This window comes from Capnocytophaga genosp. AHN8471, assembly GCF_016806945.1.
Taxonomy (GTDB): Bacteria; Bacteroidota; Bacteroidia; order Flavobacteriales; family Flavobacteriaceae; genus Capnocytophaga; species Capnocytophaga periodontitidis.
Map to the genome: position 1 here is coordinate 62,126 of NZ_JAESPJ010000005.1, position 17,258 is coordinate 79,383.

General features: G+C 41.0%; 13 protein-coding genes. 5 read left to right on the forward strand and 8 right to left on the reverse strand.

Going from position 1 to position 17,258, the window contains the following annotated elements:
- The first annotated feature begins 6 nt into the window (after positions 1–6).
- The 4 genes from JMN12_RS01455 to JMN12_RS01470 all read left to right on the forward strand — a co-directional run bounded on the left by JMN12_RS01455 (position 7) and on the right by JMN12_RS01470 (position 6,319).
- Complete coding sequence (locus JMN12_RS01455; RefSeq protein WP_203084052.1) at positions 7–1,506, forward strand: RagB/SusD family nutrient uptake outer membrane protein; 1,500 nt, start codon at positions 7–9, stop codon at positions 1,504–1,506.
- Complete coding sequence (locus JMN12_RS01460) at positions 1,506–3,011, forward strand: glycoside hydrolase family 30 protein (RefSeq protein ID WP_203136415.1); 1,506 nt, start codon at positions 1,506–1,508, stop codon at positions 3,009–3,011. The genes JMN12_RS01455 and JMN12_RS01460 overlap by 1 nt, the downstream gene beginning before the upstream one ends.
- Positions 3,012–3,101: 90 nt before the next feature.
- On the forward strand, positions 3,102–3,830 hold the full coding sequence (locus JMN12_RS01465; RefSeq protein WP_203136419.1) for a GDSL-type esterase/lipase family protein: 729 nt from the start codon (positions 3,102–3,104) through the stop codon (positions 3,828–3,830).
- Positions 3,831–4,123: 293 nt separating this feature from the next.
- Positions 4,124–6,319, forward strand: a complete 2,196-nt coding sequence (locus JMN12_RS01470; RefSeq protein WP_203136431.1) for a glycoside hydrolase family 3 C-terminal domain-containing protein — start codon at positions 4,124–4,126, stop codon at positions 6,317–6,319.
- Between the two features lie 118 nt (positions 6,320–6,437).
- Here the strand turns inward: JMN12_RS01470 and rpoN are convergent, their stop codons facing one another.
- From rpoN to JMN12_RS01510, 8 genes are read right to left on the reverse strand one after another with little or no spacing between them, the layout of a single operon-like run.
- Positions 6,438–7,904, reverse strand: coding sequence for an RNA polymerase factor sigma-54 (rpoN, locus tag JMN12_RS01475; protein WP_095901047.1), 1,467 nt, complete (start codon positions 7,902–7,904; stop codon positions 6,438–6,440).
- 35 nt (positions 7,905–7,939) lie between these two features.
- The gene (locus tag JMN12_RS01480; RefSeq protein WP_198474186.1) at positions 7,940–8,872 is read right to left on the reverse strand and encodes a sugar transferase; all 933 of its coding nucleotides are present in this window, start codon (positions 8,870–8,872) and stop codon (positions 7,940–7,942) included.
- Positions 8,873–8,902: 30 nt separating this feature from the next.
- The gene (locus JMN12_RS01485) at positions 8,903–10,042 is read right to left on the reverse strand and encodes a glycosyltransferase family 4 protein (RefSeq protein ID WP_198474188.1); all 1,140 of its coding nucleotides are present in this window, start codon (positions 10,040–10,042) and stop codon (positions 8,903–8,905) included.
- Between the two features lie 12 nt (positions 10,043–10,054).
- A complete protein-coding gene (locus tag JMN12_RS01490) occupies positions 10,055–11,032 on the reverse strand; it encodes a cation diffusion facilitator family transporter (RefSeq protein WP_203136433.1) in 978 nt (325 codons plus the stop codon).
- Between the two features lie 24 nt (positions 11,033–11,056).
- Positions 11,057–12,466: an alkaline phosphatase gene (locus tag JMN12_RS01495; RefSeq protein WP_203136435.1), complete on the reverse strand. Its 1,410-nt coding sequence runs from the start codon at positions 12,464–12,466 to the stop codon at positions 11,057–11,059.
- A gap of 26 nt (positions 12,467–12,492) precedes the next feature.
- Entirely contained in the window at positions 12,493–14,976 is a 2,484-nt protein-coding gene (locus JMN12_RS01500; RefSeq protein WP_203136437.1) for a hypothetical protein, read from the reverse strand.
- Between the two features lie 27 nt (positions 14,977–15,003).
- The gene (gene thiL / locus JMN12_RS01505; protein ID WP_203136439.1) at positions 15,004–16,053 is read right to left on the reverse strand and encodes a thiamine-phosphate kinase; all 1,050 of its coding nucleotides are present in this window, start codon (positions 16,051–16,053) and stop codon (positions 15,004–15,006) included.
- Entirely contained in the window at positions 16,050–16,514 is a 465-nt protein-coding gene (locus tag JMN12_RS01510) for a DinB family protein (RefSeq protein WP_009412471.1), read from the reverse strand. The genes thiL and JMN12_RS01510 overlap by 4 nt, the downstream gene beginning before the upstream one ends.
- A gap of 140 nt (positions 16,515–16,654) precedes the next feature.
- Here JMN12_RS01510 and JMN12_RS01515 point away from each other — a divergent pair, with 140 nt between their 5' ends.
- Positions 16,655–17,101 carry a hypothetical protein gene (locus JMN12_RS01515; RefSeq protein ID WP_088593800.1) on the forward strand — a complete coding sequence of 149 codons (447 nt, stop codon included), beginning with the start codon at positions 16,655–16,657 and terminating at the stop codon, positions 17,099–17,101.
- Positions 17,102–17,258 lie beyond the last annotated feature (157 nt).

Here is a 17,258-nt window from a genome sequence, read left to right on the forward strand (position 1 = left end):
ACAAAAATGAAAAGATACATATACCTTGCATTTTCGTTAGCAACGCTAACGGCTTGCAGTTTAGATAAAGACCCTATTTCGGAGTTCAACGAAAAAAATACAACTACCGAGGGCAAAAGTTCCTCTGCTATAGAGAACAAAGCACAAATGAAAACACGCTATGAAGCTCTCTATGCCTTTGTGCGTGGATCAGCACAAGAGTTCTGGACATTGGATTTTCTACAACACGCCGAAACCCGTGCTGATAATTCCTATGCAGGCGTTAAAACTTCTGTAAATATAGCTTCTATTGAACAAAATAGCCAAGATGCTGCTAATGCCTATATCAAACGTGATTGGCAAAAATATCTTGAAGCTATCAACTTAGCTAATGTAGTAATTGCCAATGTAGATAAAGTGCCCGATGCTTCCCTTACAACCACTGAACGCAAACAGTGGAAAGCCGAGGCTAAAATATTTAAAGCGTGGATGCTTTTTGATATGACACGACTTTGGGGTGCTATACCTATTCCTGCGATGGAAATCCCTGAAATATCATCTGAAAACGTAGAAGAAACCTATAAATTGCTCTTTCCTGAACGCACATCTGTTGCCGAGGTGTACAACATCATTCGCACTAACCTCGAGGAGGCTCTCGTCGATGCTCCTGCAGTGAAGGCTAACGATAAGTTCTTCTTCAGTCGCGCGGTTGCTAATGCACTTTTAGCTCACGTATATGCCGAAAAACCTATACGCGATTACAACAAAACCATTCAGTATTGCGCAGCCGTAGAAGCCGATGGCTTTTCCCTCTTGCCTAATTACGCCGATTTATTTCAAATCAACGATGCTAAAACCGATGTAAAAGTGCGCAATTCTGCTGAGTCTATTTTTGAGATTACCTACTCTCAAGGCGGACAAACGTGGTTACCAGGGCTCTTCGGCTTAAACTACACCAACCCCAATAGCACTTACAATTGGGCGAAATGGGTAACCCCTTCACGCGACCTCATCGCTGCTTTTGATGCTGAGGGCGATACTGTGCGCAAAAACCAAGCTATCGTTTACGGGCAACCCTCTTGGAATATTTATTACCCCTCTAACCACTATCCTTTTATGTATAAAATACGTTCAGGAGGCAGTAGTATCATCAAGTTGCGTTTAGCCGATATCCTCTTGCTAAAAGCTGAAGCTTATGCCGCTTTAGGTCAAACCGCTCAGGCGGCTGCCTTAGTAAATCAAGTACGCGCAAGGGTAGGACTTGCTGCTATTTCCTCTTCTCTTTCACAAGAACAGATGAAAGCAGCCGTACTCAAAGAACGTCGCCTTGAATTGGCATTTGAAGGCTTCCGCTGGTTCGATTTGGTGCGCAATGATAAAGCTATTGAAACAATGAATACACTTAATGCACGTGATGAAGGTCGTTTACCACGAGTATACCCGCTAACAGAGAATAGTTCCATTTACCCTGTCCCACAAACTGAATTAGAAAACAATAAAAAACTCACTCAAAACCCTGGTTACTAATGAAATTATTCCCGTCTTTTTTACTTGTAATACTCTGGAGCATCGCTTCTTGCAGCTGCCAGAAAAAATCCAACACAGGGGAGGAACCTACTCCTCCCCCTGTTGTTGAGCCATCGGTAGGTAAAGTGAACGTATTGCTAACTACAGCCAATCGCCAAAAAGAACTTTACAAAGAGCAAACCGACCTAAAGCTCATCAAAAATCCTAACGCATCTTATAGTATCACCCTAAAACCCGCTGAAAAATTCCAATCTATCTATGGTTTCGGGGCTGCCATTACAGGTTCTACCTGCTATAACTTGATGCAGATGTCTCCCGCCGATAGAAAGGCATTCCTCACCGAAACCTTCTCCGAAACTGAAGGCTTTGGACAGAATTTTGTGCGTATATCCATCGGCTGTTCCGACTTTTCTCTAAGTGAATACACTCTTTGCGATACCAAGGGAATAGAGCATTTTGCCCTCACCAAAGAGGAAACGCAATACGTGATTCCTATACTCAAAGAGATTCTCGCTATCAACCCCAAAGTGCAAATCATAGGCTCTCCTTGGACACCTCCACGCTGGATGAAGGTCAATAACCTTACCGATTTGCAACCTCATAACCAATGGACAAGCGGTCAGCTAAACCCCGCTCACTATCAGGATTATGCGCTTTATTTTGCCAAATGGTTGCAAGCGATGAAAGACAATGGCTTGAACGTCAATGCCATTACTATACAAAACGAACCTCTCAACAGAGGCAACTCGGCTTCTATGTATATGGGATGGGACGAGCAGCTCGCCTTTATCAAAAACGCCTTAGGGAAAACTTTGCGCAACAAAGGCTTTGCTGAGGTTAAAATCTACCTCTTCGACCATAACTACAACTACGATAATAAGCCTTCACAACAGCAATACCCCTTGCATATCTATAAAGATGCCGATGCCTCTCAGTACGTTGCGGGGGCTGCTTACCATAACTATGGGGGAAATCCTAACGAATTGAGCAACATTCATAACCAATACCCAAATAAAGAACTCATCTTTACAGAAAGCTCCATAGGTACTTGGAACGATGGTCGCAACCTCGAACGCCGTCTCACCGAAGATATGCAAGAGCTCGGTATCAAAACTCTCAATAATCATTGCAAGGCGGTGATGGTGTGGAATTTGATGCTCGACGAGCAGGGAGCTCCCAATCGTGAAGGCGGTTGCAAAACTTGTTTTGGTGCGGTCGATATCCAAACATCCGATTATAAGACAATGCAACGCAATTCGCACTACTATGTCATAAGTCATCTTTCGGCAGTCATCAAGCAGGGAGCGACCCGTATAGGCGTTGAGAAAACCACTGATGACAACGTGCAATGTACTGCATTCGAGAACCCCGACGGCTCTTTGGCTTGTGTGTTGCTGAATAAAAAGAAAGAAACAACCTATCTAACCCTAAGCACCGGCAAGCACTATTTCTCTTATGAAGTACCAGCCAACAGCGTGGTATCCTTTTTGATACCAAAACTATAAAATAGCAATCAACAAATTAATTATCCTATACTTTGTCAAAGTCCTTGGACTTTGACAAAGTATATAAATTGACAAATTAAAATTACGCAAATGAAAAGAATATTATTGTCACTATTTGCAATTGCTTCTGTAGCATTTGCCAAAGCGCAAACCGCAACCCCTACTACCGTAATCAAAACGGTAATCCCCTTTGAACAAACCGATGAAACTCCTTGGATTACCCGCTATCAAAAGGATATTACCAACTACCAAAAGGAGAACAAACGCCTCAAAGACCTCTCCTGCGACGCGCTATTCCTCGGTAGTTCGTCTATCAATCTATGGGATACTATCTATGAAGATTTTGCACCGCTGAAACTCATCCGTCGTTCTTATGGAGGGGCAACCTTGCGCGATATGATTTACAACTACAACACCATCGCACAAGGATACAAACCTAAAAGCATCGTTCTTTATGTAGAAAACGACCTCGGAAGCCACAAAGAAGGCGTGAATGCCGTAAAATGCTTCGACCTTTTCCGTATATTCATCGCTAAACTCAAAAAAGATTACCCAACAACTCCCTTGTTTGTAGTGTCTCTAAAACCCTCACAGCACAAAGCCGATCAGCTGAAAGACCAGCTATTGGTAAACGCTCTTTTAGAGGAAAATGCCACCGCACAAGGTTATACTTACATTGATATCACCAAAGTAATGTACGATGAAGCGGGTAACCTCCGCACCGATATCTTTAAAGAAGACAACCTCCATATGAACGCCGAAGGTTACAAACTATGGACAGCCATTATCAAACCCTATCTTACAGCAGTTAAGAAATAACAATTAACAATTGATAATTAATAATTAACAAGTGTCTCTACACTTTGCCAAAGCTCTGCCTGTGCGGCTCGCACCTTTGGCAAAGTTGATTACTCTGATTATCCACAAGTACGCCCCGTCACTTTTGCAGATTGTCCCCTCCTTTCGGGAGGGGAACGGGGTGGGCAATTGGCAAAACAGTGGCAAATAAGAAAAATAATTAGACTCTCCTTTTGCAGCTTGTCCCCTCTCTTTGGGAGAAGTCCGCGAGAGCGGAGTATGTGAGAACGGGGAGAGGATTAAACGAATACGATATGAAAAATATAAAAACTTTACTGATTTGCTGTGCCGTAGGTACGCTCTCAGCCCAGCAAACGCCTGTTTATTTAGACGCTTCACAACCCATTGAGAAGCGTATCGACGATGCCCTCTCGCGAATGACTTTAGAGGAAAAAGTAGCTATGTGCCATGCTCAATCTAAGTTCAGTTCACCTGGTGTGCCCCGCTTGGGTATCCCCGAAAACTGGATGACCGATGGTCCTCACGGCATACGCCCCGAAGTACTCTGGGACGAATGGAATCAAGCGGGATGGACAAACGATAAATGTACCGCTTTCCCCGCCCTCACTTGCCTTGCTGCCACGTGGAATCCCGCTCTCAGCAAAGCCTACGGAAAGGCTATAGGCGAAGAAGCCCGCTATCGCAACAAAAACGTACTCTTAGGTCCTGGGGTGAACATCTACCGCATTCCTCTCAACGGTCGCAATTTCGAGTATATGGGTGAAGACCCTTATTTGGCTTCCAAAATGGTTGTGCCTTATGTGCAAGGCGTGCAAGCCAATGGCGTAGCTGCTTGTGTGAAACACTATGCGCTTAACAATCAAGAAATCAACCGGCATACAGTGAATGTAAAGGTAGACGACCGCGCCCTGTATGAGATTTACCTCCCTGCCTTCAAAGCGGCTGTGCAAGAGGGAAAAGCGTGGAGCATAATGGGGTCTTATAACAAATACAAAGACCAATGGGCTTGCCAAAACCAATATCTATTGCAAGACATCTTGCGCAAAGAATGGGGCTTTGACGGTGCTGTAGTATCCGATTGGGGTGGTGTGAACAACACCGATGGCGCTGCTCTTCACGGATTGGATATGGAATTTGGTACTTGGACTGACGGAATGGCTGAAAACCGCTCGAATGCTTACGACCATTACTTCCTTGCCCAACCTTTTCTCGAAAAACTGAAATCAGGAGAAATAAAAGAAGAAGTTGTAAATGAAAAAGTGCGCAATATCCTCCGACTCATATTCCGCACCAATATGGCAGTCAATCGACCCTTTGGGTCATTCGCTTCACCAGAACACTTTGCCGTCGCTCGCAAGATAGGACAAGAAGGCATCGTACTGCTCAAAAACGATAAAAATGTACTCCCTATCGATGTTAAAAAGGCAAAAACCATAGCTGTTATAGGCGAGAATGCTATCAAAATGATGACCGTAGGTGGAGGAAGTTCCTCATTGAAAGCCGTTCACGAGATACTCCCCTTAGACGGAATTAAAAACCGTGTAGGCAATACTGCCAAAGTGCTCTATGCACGTGGCTATGCCAGTGACGATTACAAAGACCAAGACGGGCTTGCTGCCAACGACATCACCGATAAACGTCCGGCGCAAGAACTCCTCGCCGAAGCTGTTAAAACCGCTAAACAAGCTGATGTAGTTATCTTTATAGGTGGACTCAACAAACACGATGGTCAGGATTGTGAGGGTAACGACCGCAAACAATATGGCTTGCCTTACGGACAAGATGCTGTGATTGAAGCTTTGGCAAAAGCCAATAAAAACTTAGCAGTAGTACTCATTTCGGGGAATGCAATGGCAATGCCTTGGGTGAAGAGTGTGCCTGCCATTGTACAAGATTGGTATTTAGGATCCGAAGCGGGTAACTCCCTCGCCGATGTACTCTTCGGTGATGTGAACCCCTCAGGGAAATTGCCTTTCACTTTCCCAGTACGTTTGGAAGATAATGGGGCTGTAGCCTTAGGTGAATACCCAGGTGATAAAGAGGTTACCTACCACGAAGGCATTTTGGTGGGCTACCGCTACGCCGATACCAAAGGAGTAAAACCACTATTCCCTTTCGGTCACGGACTCTCCTATACTACCTTCAAATATGGCAAACTCACTGCCAATAAGAAGACCACTAATGGCGATATCAGCTTCTCAGTAACAGTACAGAACACCGGCAAACGCGATGGCGCTGAAGTAGTACAACTCTATTTGCACGACGAAGAAGCCTCAGTATTACGCCCGTACAAAGAGCTCAAAGGTTTTGAGAAAGTATTCTTGAAAGCAGGAGAGTCCAAAACTGTAACCTTCCACATTACCAAGCAAGACCTCTCTTTCTTCAATCCTGAGCAACACGCTTGGGTAGCCGAAAAAGGTACCTTCAAGGCCTTAGTAGGCACCTCTTCAGGCGATATTAAAAGCACCATAGATTTCACCTTAGAATAAATATTTTTTACTTTTCATATAGCAAAAACTCCAGTACAGTCTTTCACTATACTGGAGTTTTATATACTTTGTCCGTGCGGATCGCACCGTCATTCGTAATTTGTAACTCGTCATTAGATTACAGTTCTTTTCTGAGGCGTGCTACAGGTATATCCATTTGTTCGCGGTATTTGGCGATAGTGCGGCGTGCAATGGGGTAACCTTTCTCTTTCAGGAGCTGTGCCAATTCGTCATCGGGGAGGGGTTTACTCTTGTCTTCCTTAGCAATGATATGTTGTAATATCTGCTTGATTTCACGAGTAGAAACATCTTCTCCTTGGTCGTTCTTCATAGATTCCGAAAAGAAATCTTTAATGAGTTTTGTGCCGTAAGGGGTAGTTACGTATTTACTGCTCGCTACCCGCGATACAGTAGAGATGTCCATACCTACCTTATCGGCGATATCTTTGAGAATAAGCGGTTTAATTTTCAGTTCATCACCTGTGAGGAAGTATTCGCGTTGGTGTTCCATAATGGCATCCATCGTGATGAGGAGCGTTTGTTGTCGCTGACGAATGGCATCTATAAACCACTTAGCAGAATCCAACTTCTGTTTGATAAAGAACACTGCTTCTTTTTGTGAATTGCTCTTTTCCTTACTCTTCTTATAAGTGTCGAGCATAGTGCTATACTCCTTAGAAACGTGTAGTTCAGGAGCATTGCGTCCGTTGAGGGAGAGTTCTAATTCATTATCTACCACTTTTACGGTAAAATCGGGGATAATTTGCTCTATATGCACATTATTGCCTACGTAAGAACTCCCAGGTTTAGGGTTTAGGCGCTCCACCTCTTGTACCGCTTCCTTCAGTTGTTCCTCAGTTACCAAAAAGCGCTGTTGCAGTTTGGTATAATGCTTTTTAGTAAATGCCTCAAAGGCTTCGGTAAGCATTTTGATTGCCAATTCTATAGCAGGGGTTTGTTTTTTGCGGCGCAGTTGTATGAGCAAGCACTCTTGCAGGTCGGCAGCGCCTACTCCTGCAGGGTCTAATTGGAAGATAATCTGTTGGCGTATTTGTTCTACGTGTTCCTCTTCAGTATAGATATTTTGGGTGAAAGCTAAGTCGTCGGTAAGGTCTTGAATAGAGCGGCGTATATAGCCTGTATCGTCTATGCTACCCACGAGGAACTCAGCGATGAGGTAATCTTCATCCGAGAGGGTAAAGGTGTTTAATTGGTTGATAAGAGATTGGTGGAACGATACCTCCGCACTGAAAGGAATATCGCGATCCTCATCGTCGTCGCTGTAGTTATTAGCGTGCAAACGATAGTCGGGTATTTCGTCATCACTGAGGTATTCATCGATGTTGATATCGTCCATATCAATTACATCGTTGTCGTTATATTCATCGGCAGAGTTGTCGAACTCATCGTGAAACTCATCGAGGGCATCTTCTTCGCGCCCCGATTCTAAGGCGGGGTTTTCTTCCAACTCTTGTTTTACGCGCTGTTCAAAGGCAAGAGTGGGGAGTTGCACGAGTTTCATCAGCTGTATTTGCTGAGGTGAGAGTTTCTGTGAGAGTTTAAGTTGTAAATTCTGTTTGAGCATTTCTTATGAGATAGGGCGCAAAGATACGAAAAAAATTAGTTACTATTTAAGGTAAGTATAATTTTTGTAGTTTCAAGTACTATTTTAATATCAAGGAATAATGAATATCGCTTGATGTAGTACAAATCATATTCTAATTTTTTAATACTATCTTCAGGAGTGGCTTTTGGAATATGAATTTGAGCCCAACCTGTAACTCCTGGTTTTACCATATGGCGTAGTTTGAAAAAAGGTATTTGTTCTGCGTATTTTTCTACATATTCAGGAATTTCAGGGCGAGGGCCTATAATACTCATATCACCTCTCAATACGTTGTATAATTGAGGTAGTTCATCTATTTTGGTAAAGCGCAATATTTTTCCAATAGGGGTAATACGTGAGTCATTTGCCTGAGTAAAACCTCCATTGTTTAATACCATAGTTCTGATTTTGTATATTTTAAAAGTTTTTCCTTCTCTTCCTACACGTGTCTGTGCAAAGAAAGCACCTCCTTTTGAACTTAAAAGAGTAAGAAAAACTCCTATAATAGTTAAAGGTAATGCTATAGGAAGAGCTAAGAAAACAAGTGATAAATCAAAAAAACGTTTGATCAATCGGTGTCTAATTCTTTGTTTTATAGAAAAAATATCATCGCCAATATATTTTTTAGCTTCTAATTTTACGATAGGAATACGCTTGTTGATATTTTCGTAAAATTCTTCTGCTTCATAAACAATAATACCTTTAGTTCTCAAATCAATAATTTCTCTAATGATATCATCAGGATATTCTTTGATTTTTGAAGTTTCAATAACAATAATTGCTATTTTTAGCTTATTGACAATACTCGAAATGGTTCTTTTTTTCTTGGAAATATCATATTTGATAATTCTATAAAATTTAGAGATATTTGATTCCTCTAACAATTTCTCAAGAATACCACCCACATTAATAAATAAACAAGTTGGTCTATGATAAAATATTTTCATAATTATATCTTTTTAAAACAATAAATTATTTCAGTGCTTTTTATGAATTTCATTGATAAGATGTCTAATTTTTTGTTTGTTTTTAAGATTGTGGTATCCTCGATTCACAATAAATAAAACAATAGCTAAAACTATAGAGAAAGCTATAAACAAAATTCCCAGCATCAAAGGGGATATTCTTGTATTAAAAAATAAAATTGTTACAAAAACAGCGAGATTAATCAAAGCTAACAGCAAACTTGCTTGTGAGTGCGACAATTTCATATAGTCTATCATCACGTGGTGGATATGACTGCGGTCGGCTTTAAAAGGTTGTCCGTGGCGCAACAAGCGGGTGGTGAATACGCGAGTAGTATCAAAAAAGGGAATGAAGATGATAGAGAGTAGCACCCACACTTTGTTGGAAGGGGTGATAACAGCACTTTCTAACAACTCTGTATTGAGCGAAAAGTATTTGATAGCCAATACAGCAATGAGGAACCCTACAATCATAGAGCCTGTATCGCCCATAAACACCCTTTTTTTAGCCGATAGGTTATAACGCAAAAAAGCCAATAGGAAACTGATGCTCAACAGTGATAACAGAAAGTAGAAGTACATTTCGGCATCGTAGAAAACATAGGCAAAAGCTCCAAAAATCACAATGCCTACCATTGCTGCTGAACCATTAATACCATCGATCAGATTGTAAGAATTGACAATAGCCATCACTATAGCACAACTGATGAGTATAGAAAACCAATAAGGAATATCAGTGATACCTAAAAAATTGTTTAATGTGGTGATTTTAAGTCCTGAGCCAAAGAAAAGAATGAGAGTAGCGATGATTTGACCTATGATTTTTGTACTGGGGTTTACACCTGTGAGGTCATCCTTTAAACCTACGAAAAACAATACACCAACCCCTGATAGAATATTAATCCCCACACTATCGTTATCAAACGGACGAAGCAAGAACAAGGTAAAAATCAAGCTTACAAAAAAAGAAAGTCCTCCTAAAGTAGGAGTTTTTTCTTTGTGGGAGCTACGCGCATTGGGTTTATCCATCAAGTTTTTTTGTTTTACGACATAGATAACACTTGGCAAAGAAAAGTAAGTTACTCCTAATGAAAGGAGGCACACAAAAAAAGCTGTAAACCATAGGTTTTCCGAAAAGAAAGTAACTATCATATTGTTTATTTCTTATTGATCATTTATTTTATGTTTCGCTACTCCAGCGATGTTTTTCACGTCCCACTGTATAGTCTGTACAAAAGGTTTTTCTCTAAAGGGACAATCAATGGTGCAAATTTCACACGAAAAGGGTTTGCAATAGTCTAAGTGAAAGTTGAATTCTATCGTTCTATCTACTTTTTCTACCAATAAATGAATCACTTTTTCCATCTCTTGGTGGGCTTCTTTTAGCGAATAGTAGTAAGGCAGAGTGATATGGGCATCAATATGCAAGTGAGCCCCAAACTGCTGAATACGCATATTGTGAATGTCTATCCATTCGGTTTTGCGGTTAGTTTGCAGTATATTTACGAGTTCGGCAAAGAGGGCTTCGTCGCGCTCGTCCATAATACCACTAAGGGCTTTACGCACAATCTTCCACCCTATTACTATGATATAACTACCAAAGCTAATAGCAATTAGAGGGTCGAGCCATAACCAACCGGTGAAGTGTACCAACACCAAACTCAGTACAATAGCTGAAGTGGCAAAAGTATCTGATTGCAAGTGTTTGCCCGCACTCATTAGTACTAAAGAGTTCTCTTTTTTCCCTTTTTGGTAAGAAATATACCCCATAGCGTAATTCACTATGGCGGTAGACCCGAAAAGGGCAATCCCCCAGCCTAATTTATCGAGATGTATTCCCTCTATAAGTGACGAAATAGCTTCGATGAGGATGAGTACTCCAGCGATAGCGATGAGCATCCCCTCAATGCCAGCGGTAATAAACTCTACCTTGCCGTGTCCGTAAGGGTGGTCGGTATCGCGAGGTTTGTTGCAAAGGTATAGCGAATAGAGCCCCATAAAGGCGGCAATGATATTCACAATGCTCTCCATCGTGTCCGAAAAAATAGCGTTAGAATTGGTAATATGCCACGCTATCAACTTCACGATGAAGAGCAATATACCTATAAAAGTAACGAGCTTTTGAAACTGAAAACTTTTCACCCTCTAATTTCTACTTCCTAACTTCTAAACTTTAACCTCTGCTGCTTCCAACAAGAAATTGTGTATATCGGTATTGCGCATAAAAGGTTTTAGGCGTTCGCTACCAGGTCCATACATTCCCAATTCAGTGTAATCGGAAGAGTGATCCATACTAATCCAACCTACTGAAGTATGAGCTTTTTGTATTTCGGCAAACAATCGGTAAGGGAGGTGTTTGTAGTTGTACAAGCCGTCTTCTTTTCTTTCGGTTTTAGCGTAATACCCTAAGAGTTCTTTAGCTTGTTCCTCATTGATGTTCATTCCACCGCAGTATTGAGCAACGTGCTCACGCACTTTAGCTACCGAGTCGTTAGAGTTGATTTGTTGTAAAATCCAATCGTTAGAATGGGTGAAGTTTTGCAATCTGTCAAAATTGTCGTTACAATCTTTGCCGTAGATGAGTCCAGGGTTAGCATTACCGTGGTCGGAAGTAAGCACCACAAGAGTGTTGCCGTCGGCTTTAGCAAAGTCGAGTGCTACTCCTATAGCCTCGTCAAAAGCAACTTGGTCGTAGAGCAAAGCCCCTATATCGTTAGCGTGTGCAGCCCAGTCTACTTTACCACCTTCCACTTGTATTACAAAGCCGTTAGGGTGATTTTTGAGCTGGTCGATAGCCTTAGCGGTCATCTCAGCAAGGGTAGGCGATTTAGCTTGTTCTTCACTGCTTTGAGCGCGATCGATAGTGTAGGGGAGTGCATCTTCAGCAAAGAGCCCATAGAGCGGTTTGTTAGTAGGGGCTTTCTGCATTTCACTACGAGTGCGGGCTACGGTATAACCTTTCTTTTTGAGAACGGCAAAGAGGTCTTTCTTGTCCTTGCGATGGGCAGGGTCAAAGTATTTACTACCGCCGCCTAACATCACATCGAAGCCTAATTCGGTATAGTTGAGGGCAATCTCGTCCATAGCATTACGGATTTTGCTCCACGTACAGAAGCCTGCCGGAGTGGCGTGGTTTACCATTACGGTAGTGACGCAACCCACTTTCTTACCTGCTTTTTTGAACTTTTGCAAGATAGGCATATTCTCTTTGCCATCCGGACTGATATTTAGGCTACCGTTCTTTACACGTACGCCACCGCCCCAAGACGAACTTGCTGCCGATGAATCGGTGACTACCGAACTCGCCGATGCCATATCCATTACGGCGCGTTGAGCGAGGTTCTGTTCGTATAGTCCCATCCAGTTAGAAGGGCGACCGAATTTGCGTTTGAGGTAGAGATCGGCCATTACTAAAGTACCGAAACTCATACCGTCACTCACCATAAAGATGATGTTTTTAGTGCGTTTGTTTTTATGGGTTTCCCCAAGGGTTTGCGCTTGTAAATCAAAGGAAGGCAATACTAAGCCTCCTAAAGCTGCTAAAGCCCCATTTTTAAAAAATGCTCTTCTTTTCATTATTCCTATTTTTTTTATGTTATGTGTTATAGTAAAAATCTGTATTCGTATACTTTAGGTTCTATTTGTTTAGCTAATCTATTGAGAGTCTCTCGTAAATTGCCGATGAGCTGGTTGTAAGTTTTATCTTCGCTTTTGTTGTTCATCTTACCATTGGCATTACGTCCCTGAAAATGTTCACGAATATCATATAGAGAAGCGTTTGCATCAGCATTAGGTTGGGTGAAATAATACACCCATAGTTGCCTACCGGCCTCAAATACAGCTTTAGCGTTTTCCGAAAAATACAAAGGAACTTGATACTCAGCTTCAGGTTCTGAAACCATATATACTGAGGTGAATAGGTTGATAGTTTGAGGAGGAGGTGTAGGTTTGATTTTCCCCTTAATGAAGTCAGTCATAAAATGACTACTGAATAGGGTAGGGGCGTTTACTTCTTGTTCAGTAAAAGGAATCCAATGATTTATACCTTCTTTACTACTGATTCTATTCTGCCCGTGGAAAAGGGTAAAGGTAAGACAGTCATTTTGAAATAATTTATCTGTTTTCCAACCCTCATCAGGATAGAGAAATTGATCACGATCATTGAGCCAAGTAGCTTCCATACAGAAACGTACAGCAAAATATAGACAACCCTCTATAAGATTGTTTTTATTTATATATAAGTAGTTGTTATGTCTGTTTCCTTCAGTATTTGCAATATTTAGGAACTTATTATTTTGAAAATCAGGAGTAGGATTTTCCATAAAGCCAATGGTTATCTCTGGGCTTTTTTTATTATCGAAGTTTTTAATCCATTTATTGATACGATTAACTTCATCAAGAGAAGCTATTTTTTTATTTTTTATAAACTCGCCTTTTCTGTTGTAAAAAGAACCTTCTTTTTCAATAAAGATTTCTTCTCGTTCTCCATTCCATATTTGGAAAGAAATAGGGAATTGCCCTGTAACATTATCAAAAGTATTTGCTGGAATAGCAAAAAAATTTTCGAGCTTCGCTCGATATTCTTTTCTGAAATCCAAGAAGTTGGAAGATTGCAAATTTTTCAAAGTTGAAAAATTTGCAATCTTGCAGTTAGGGATTTCCTTGTAAATTCGTATCAAGAACTGGGCGAAAAGCTCATTGCTTGCCTTGCCTATAATTCCTTTGTATTTTTGGTAAGTTCTATTCTCTATGGCTGTACCAGCTTTATTTTCTCCTGTACCTGTAACTGTTCTGGCGGTAGTAGCCTCAGCATAAGGTGGATTGATATACACCACTAACTTTTTCCGTTTTTCATTATCACTGATGATATCGAACAATGCATCGGGGAGCTTTCCTCCTTGTTTTTTAGGGATAAACTCATCATTGAGGAAATCAAACTGAAACACATGTTCATCTATTAAAAGAGCACCGTGTTGAATGCGTTCGTGCATTACATTCACATCGGCTTGGTCGAGGGTAGAGGCGAAAATATTGTATTTATTGGTAAGCCCAGCTAAGAGGTTTCCTGTACCTGCTGCACAATCCCATACATAATATTCTTCTTGCCAATTTTCTCCAAGATAATCAGCAAGGTATTGCTGTGAAAGGGCTACCCATTGGCGTGGCGTAAAAAAAGCTCCTTTGCGTTCACGAATGTCTTGAGGTACTAATAACTCACGACGTTCAATAATGTAGTCGTGGTAATCACTGTGCGGCGGGCGCCTATAGAGCTTCCAAAAGTTTTGGTAAGTAGTTTTGTCCTTGATGCTTATTGTCGCATCAAACAAAGTGTTGCTTAGGTTCTTTTTAGGGATTTTGTATCCTTGATTTTCGAATAGTACAAATAGGTTGTCATAAATAGCTATATCATCATCTATCTCTGGAGTGCCTTTGTCGTCTACAAAAAGGTCAGCAAGGTAAAAATCACAGTCTAAAATATTGTTTTTCTTCAGAGCCTCCCAATCAGTATCAATAATAGGTTTTATTACCTCTAGCCATCGCAAATAGATAGAAACGAAATTACTTTTGTTAATGGTTTGTTTAGCTTTATCGGTAGCATTGGCAAGATTATGACTGATGAAAAAGCGTAACTCTTGAGCGTCTTTTTCAAAATCAAAGAGATATGAGTTCTGTTGTAAGTCGGCTTCTATGCGCTCTTTGATGATGGCAAATTCTTTGCTTTCGTGGTCGGAAGGGGTTACATTCCAATTGAAATCGTTGATAGAAAAAATACTTTCTACACTATTATAAGGTACGAAAGCTATTTTTTGAGCATCAAAAGCTCCTAAAAAAGCTGGAGGAAGCATACGGGTATAAGTACGTGCTTTCCCAATAGTGAGAATAAGCTGTACGAACATTGTTACTACATCGTAATCTCCTTTCTTTGCTTCAGCCCAAAGCAAAGGGATAGAGTGGAAGATATTATCTTTTTCGGGAAAAACCGAAAAATCAATATTTCCAATGATTTGTGTAGTATCGAAGCCTAAGAACCAATCGACAGCAACTTTGTTCTTCACTTCTTCCTCTCGCATATTAGCGTATTTCATATTCTATCAATCATTAACCATTAATCATTATTTATTGTTTAGCGCGTTCCACCCTCTCGCTATGATTGGGATGAACTGTCCTGCACGAGTGACGAGGTTTACGCCTTCCCCTTTATCAGTAATGTAACCTATTACGCTAAAATTGGGGTTTCCTTTAATTTTGTCGTAATCGGCTTGGGCAATAGTAAAGAGTAGTTCGTAGTCTTCACCGCCACTTAGGGCTATGGTAGTGCTATCTAAATTGAACTCCTCACAAGTGCTAATTACTTGTGGGTCAAGAGGTATTTTATCTTCATATAACCTACAACCTACCCCCGATTGTTTGCAAATGTGCAAGAGCTCTGACGATAAGCCATCGCTCACATCCATCATTGCAGTAGGTTTTACGCCTAATTGTTTGAGCAGTGGCGGAATGTCCTTGCGGGCTTCGGGTTTGAGCTGGCGTTCCAGAATGTAGGAATACATCTCTATATCGGGTTGAGAGTTTGGATTTACCTGAAAGACCGCCTTTTCGCGTTCCAATATCTGCAAACCCATATACGCACCCCCTATATCGCCTGTGAGCACTATAAGGTCGTTAGGATGTGCCCCGTTGCGGTATACCAAGTCCTCTTCATTCGCTTCACCTATTGCCGTTACTGAGATGATAAGTCCGCGTGTAGAGGAAGTCGTGTCGCCCCCTACCAAGTCCACTTTGTAACGATCACACGCTAAGCGAATGCCCGCATAGAGTTCTTCTAAGGCTTCCAACGGAAAGCGATTAGATACTGCTATTGATACCGTTATTTGGGTAGCGGTGGCATTCATTGCATAAATATCGGATACATTCACCGATACCGCTTTGTAACCCAAGTGTTTCAGCGGTACATAGCTAAGGTCAAAATGCACCCCCTCAATGAGCAGGTCGGTAGAGACAACTGTTTTTTTATCTTTAAAATCCATTACCGCGGCATCGTCACCTACGCCTTTGAGAGTGGAAGGATTGTGGATTTCAAACCCTTCTGTTAGGCGGTCGATGAGTCCAAATTCACCTAAATCGGCTAATGAGGTGCGGTGTGGCGTTTTATCTTCTATCATTTAGCAAAGTAGTTTAAAGCAATTACCACCCCAAGGTGCATACCCTCGTGAGTGTTGTTGAAATGTATTGCATCTTCTATACAAGTGAGCGCATAGCCATAGCTGGTAGTATAAGGGGTAAAGTTAGAGAATACTCCGCGCTCGTAGTCGGCTTGCAGTTGTTTTTGGGTACTGATGAGCAGGCTGCGCAATTCTTGAATTTCGTCAGCGGTAGGGATATGCCCATCGGGATAAGTGCCTTTTTTGTAAGTATCTACAAAAGTTTCGGGTACAACGAAATTGAGTCCTGATAGTTTGTAGCAGAGTATTTGTTGTTGTGCTACACAGTGAGCGATGTTCCACCAGATATTATTGTGAAATCCATTAGGGATTTGCGCTAATTGTTCAGGAGTTAGGTTCTCCAAATAAGTTAAAAGATTGTTGCGGGTTGCCACGTGTAGGGCAAATACTTGGTCTGTCATTATAGTGAAAATTTAAGAGTGAAAAGCAAAAAAGTTGCTAATCACTGTATTTCAGCGCAAAATTACAAAAAATAGACCAATATATCACTATATTTGGAAAAGATTTGTATTTTTGCGCCCTAAATTTAAAAGAAAGCTTTATGTATCAACTAATTAAACAATTACACTCATTCACTGCCTATATAGTATTAGCTGTGCTTATTGCGGCGGTAGTTAATGCACTTATCGGTTATTTCAAGAATAAAAAATACTTTGAGGTAAAAGATCTCCGTTTAAGTTTGTTTGCACTTGTTTTCTCACATATACAAATGTTATTAGGTTTGTTACTATATGTAACAACACCTCGTTTGCAGATGTGGGGTGAGGGGGCTAAGATAGTAATGAAAGATTCCTTATTGCGCCTTCTGTTGTTAGAACACCCTTTGATGAATATCATTGCCATAGCGCTCATCACTGTTGGTTGGGTAAAACTCAAAAAGCAGACTGAGGTGCGCCAGATGTTTGGCAAAATAGCCTTGTTCTACGGTATAGCTTTAGTGCTATTACTTTCCAGAATTCCTTGGGGATTATGGTTAGGATTTTCATAATAGATTTCGTTTTTTAACGAATTATTTTCAATAAAATAGAGGTCTCTCGTTGTAAAATAGCTTTGCAACGAGAGATTTTTTACGTTTATGCAGATGTTAAATATAGTTAAAATTTGAAGAAAAGAGTATTGATTTTCTTGGTTATAAAAAATACTTA

Coding starts and splice junctions, on each gene's coding strand:
- JMN12_RS01460 (WP_203136415.1), top strand. CDS start 1,506: ATGAAATTATTCCCGTCTTTTTTACTTGTAATACTCTGGAGCATCGCT.
- JMN12_RS01470 (WP_203136431.1), top strand. CDS start 4,124: ATGAAAAATATAAAAACTTTACTGATTTGCTGTGCCGTAGGTACGCTC.
- rpoN (WP_095901047.1), bottom strand. CDS start 7,904: ATGCTCAAACAGAATTTACAACTTAAACTCTCACAGAAACTCTCACCT.
- JMN12_RS01510 (WP_009412471.1), bottom strand. CDS start 16,514: ATGACAGACCAAGTATTTGCCCTACACGTGGCAACCCGCAACAATCTT.
- JMN12_RS01515 (WP_088593800.1), top strand. CDS start 16,655: ATGTATCAACTAATTAAACAATTACACTCATTCACTGCCTATATAGTA.
- JMN12_RS01465 (WP_203136419.1), top strand. CDS start 3,102: ATGAAAAGAATATTATTGTCACTATTTGCAATTGCTTCTGTAGCATTT.
- JMN12_RS01495 (WP_203136435.1), bottom strand. CDS start 12,466: ATGAAAAGAAGAGCATTTTTTAAAAATGGGGCTTTAGCAGCTTTAGGA.
- JMN12_RS01500 (WP_203136437.1), bottom strand. CDS start 14,976: ATGAAATACGCTAATATGCGAGAGGAAGAAGTGAAGAACAAAGTTGCT.
- JMN12_RS01480 (WP_198474186.1), bottom strand. CDS start 8,872: ATGAAAATATTTTATCATAGACCAACTTGTTTATTTATTAATGTGGGT.
- JMN12_RS01455 (WP_203084052.1), top strand. CDS start 7: ATGAAAAGATACATATACCTTGCATTTTCGTTAGCAACGCTAACGGCT.
- JMN12_RS01485 (WP_198474188.1), bottom strand. CDS start 10,042: ATGATAGTTACTTTCTTTTCGGAAAACCTATGGTTTACAGCTTTTTTT.
- thiL (WP_203136439.1), bottom strand. CDS start 16,053: ATGATAGAAGATAAAACGCCACACCGCACCTCATTAGCCGATTTAGGT.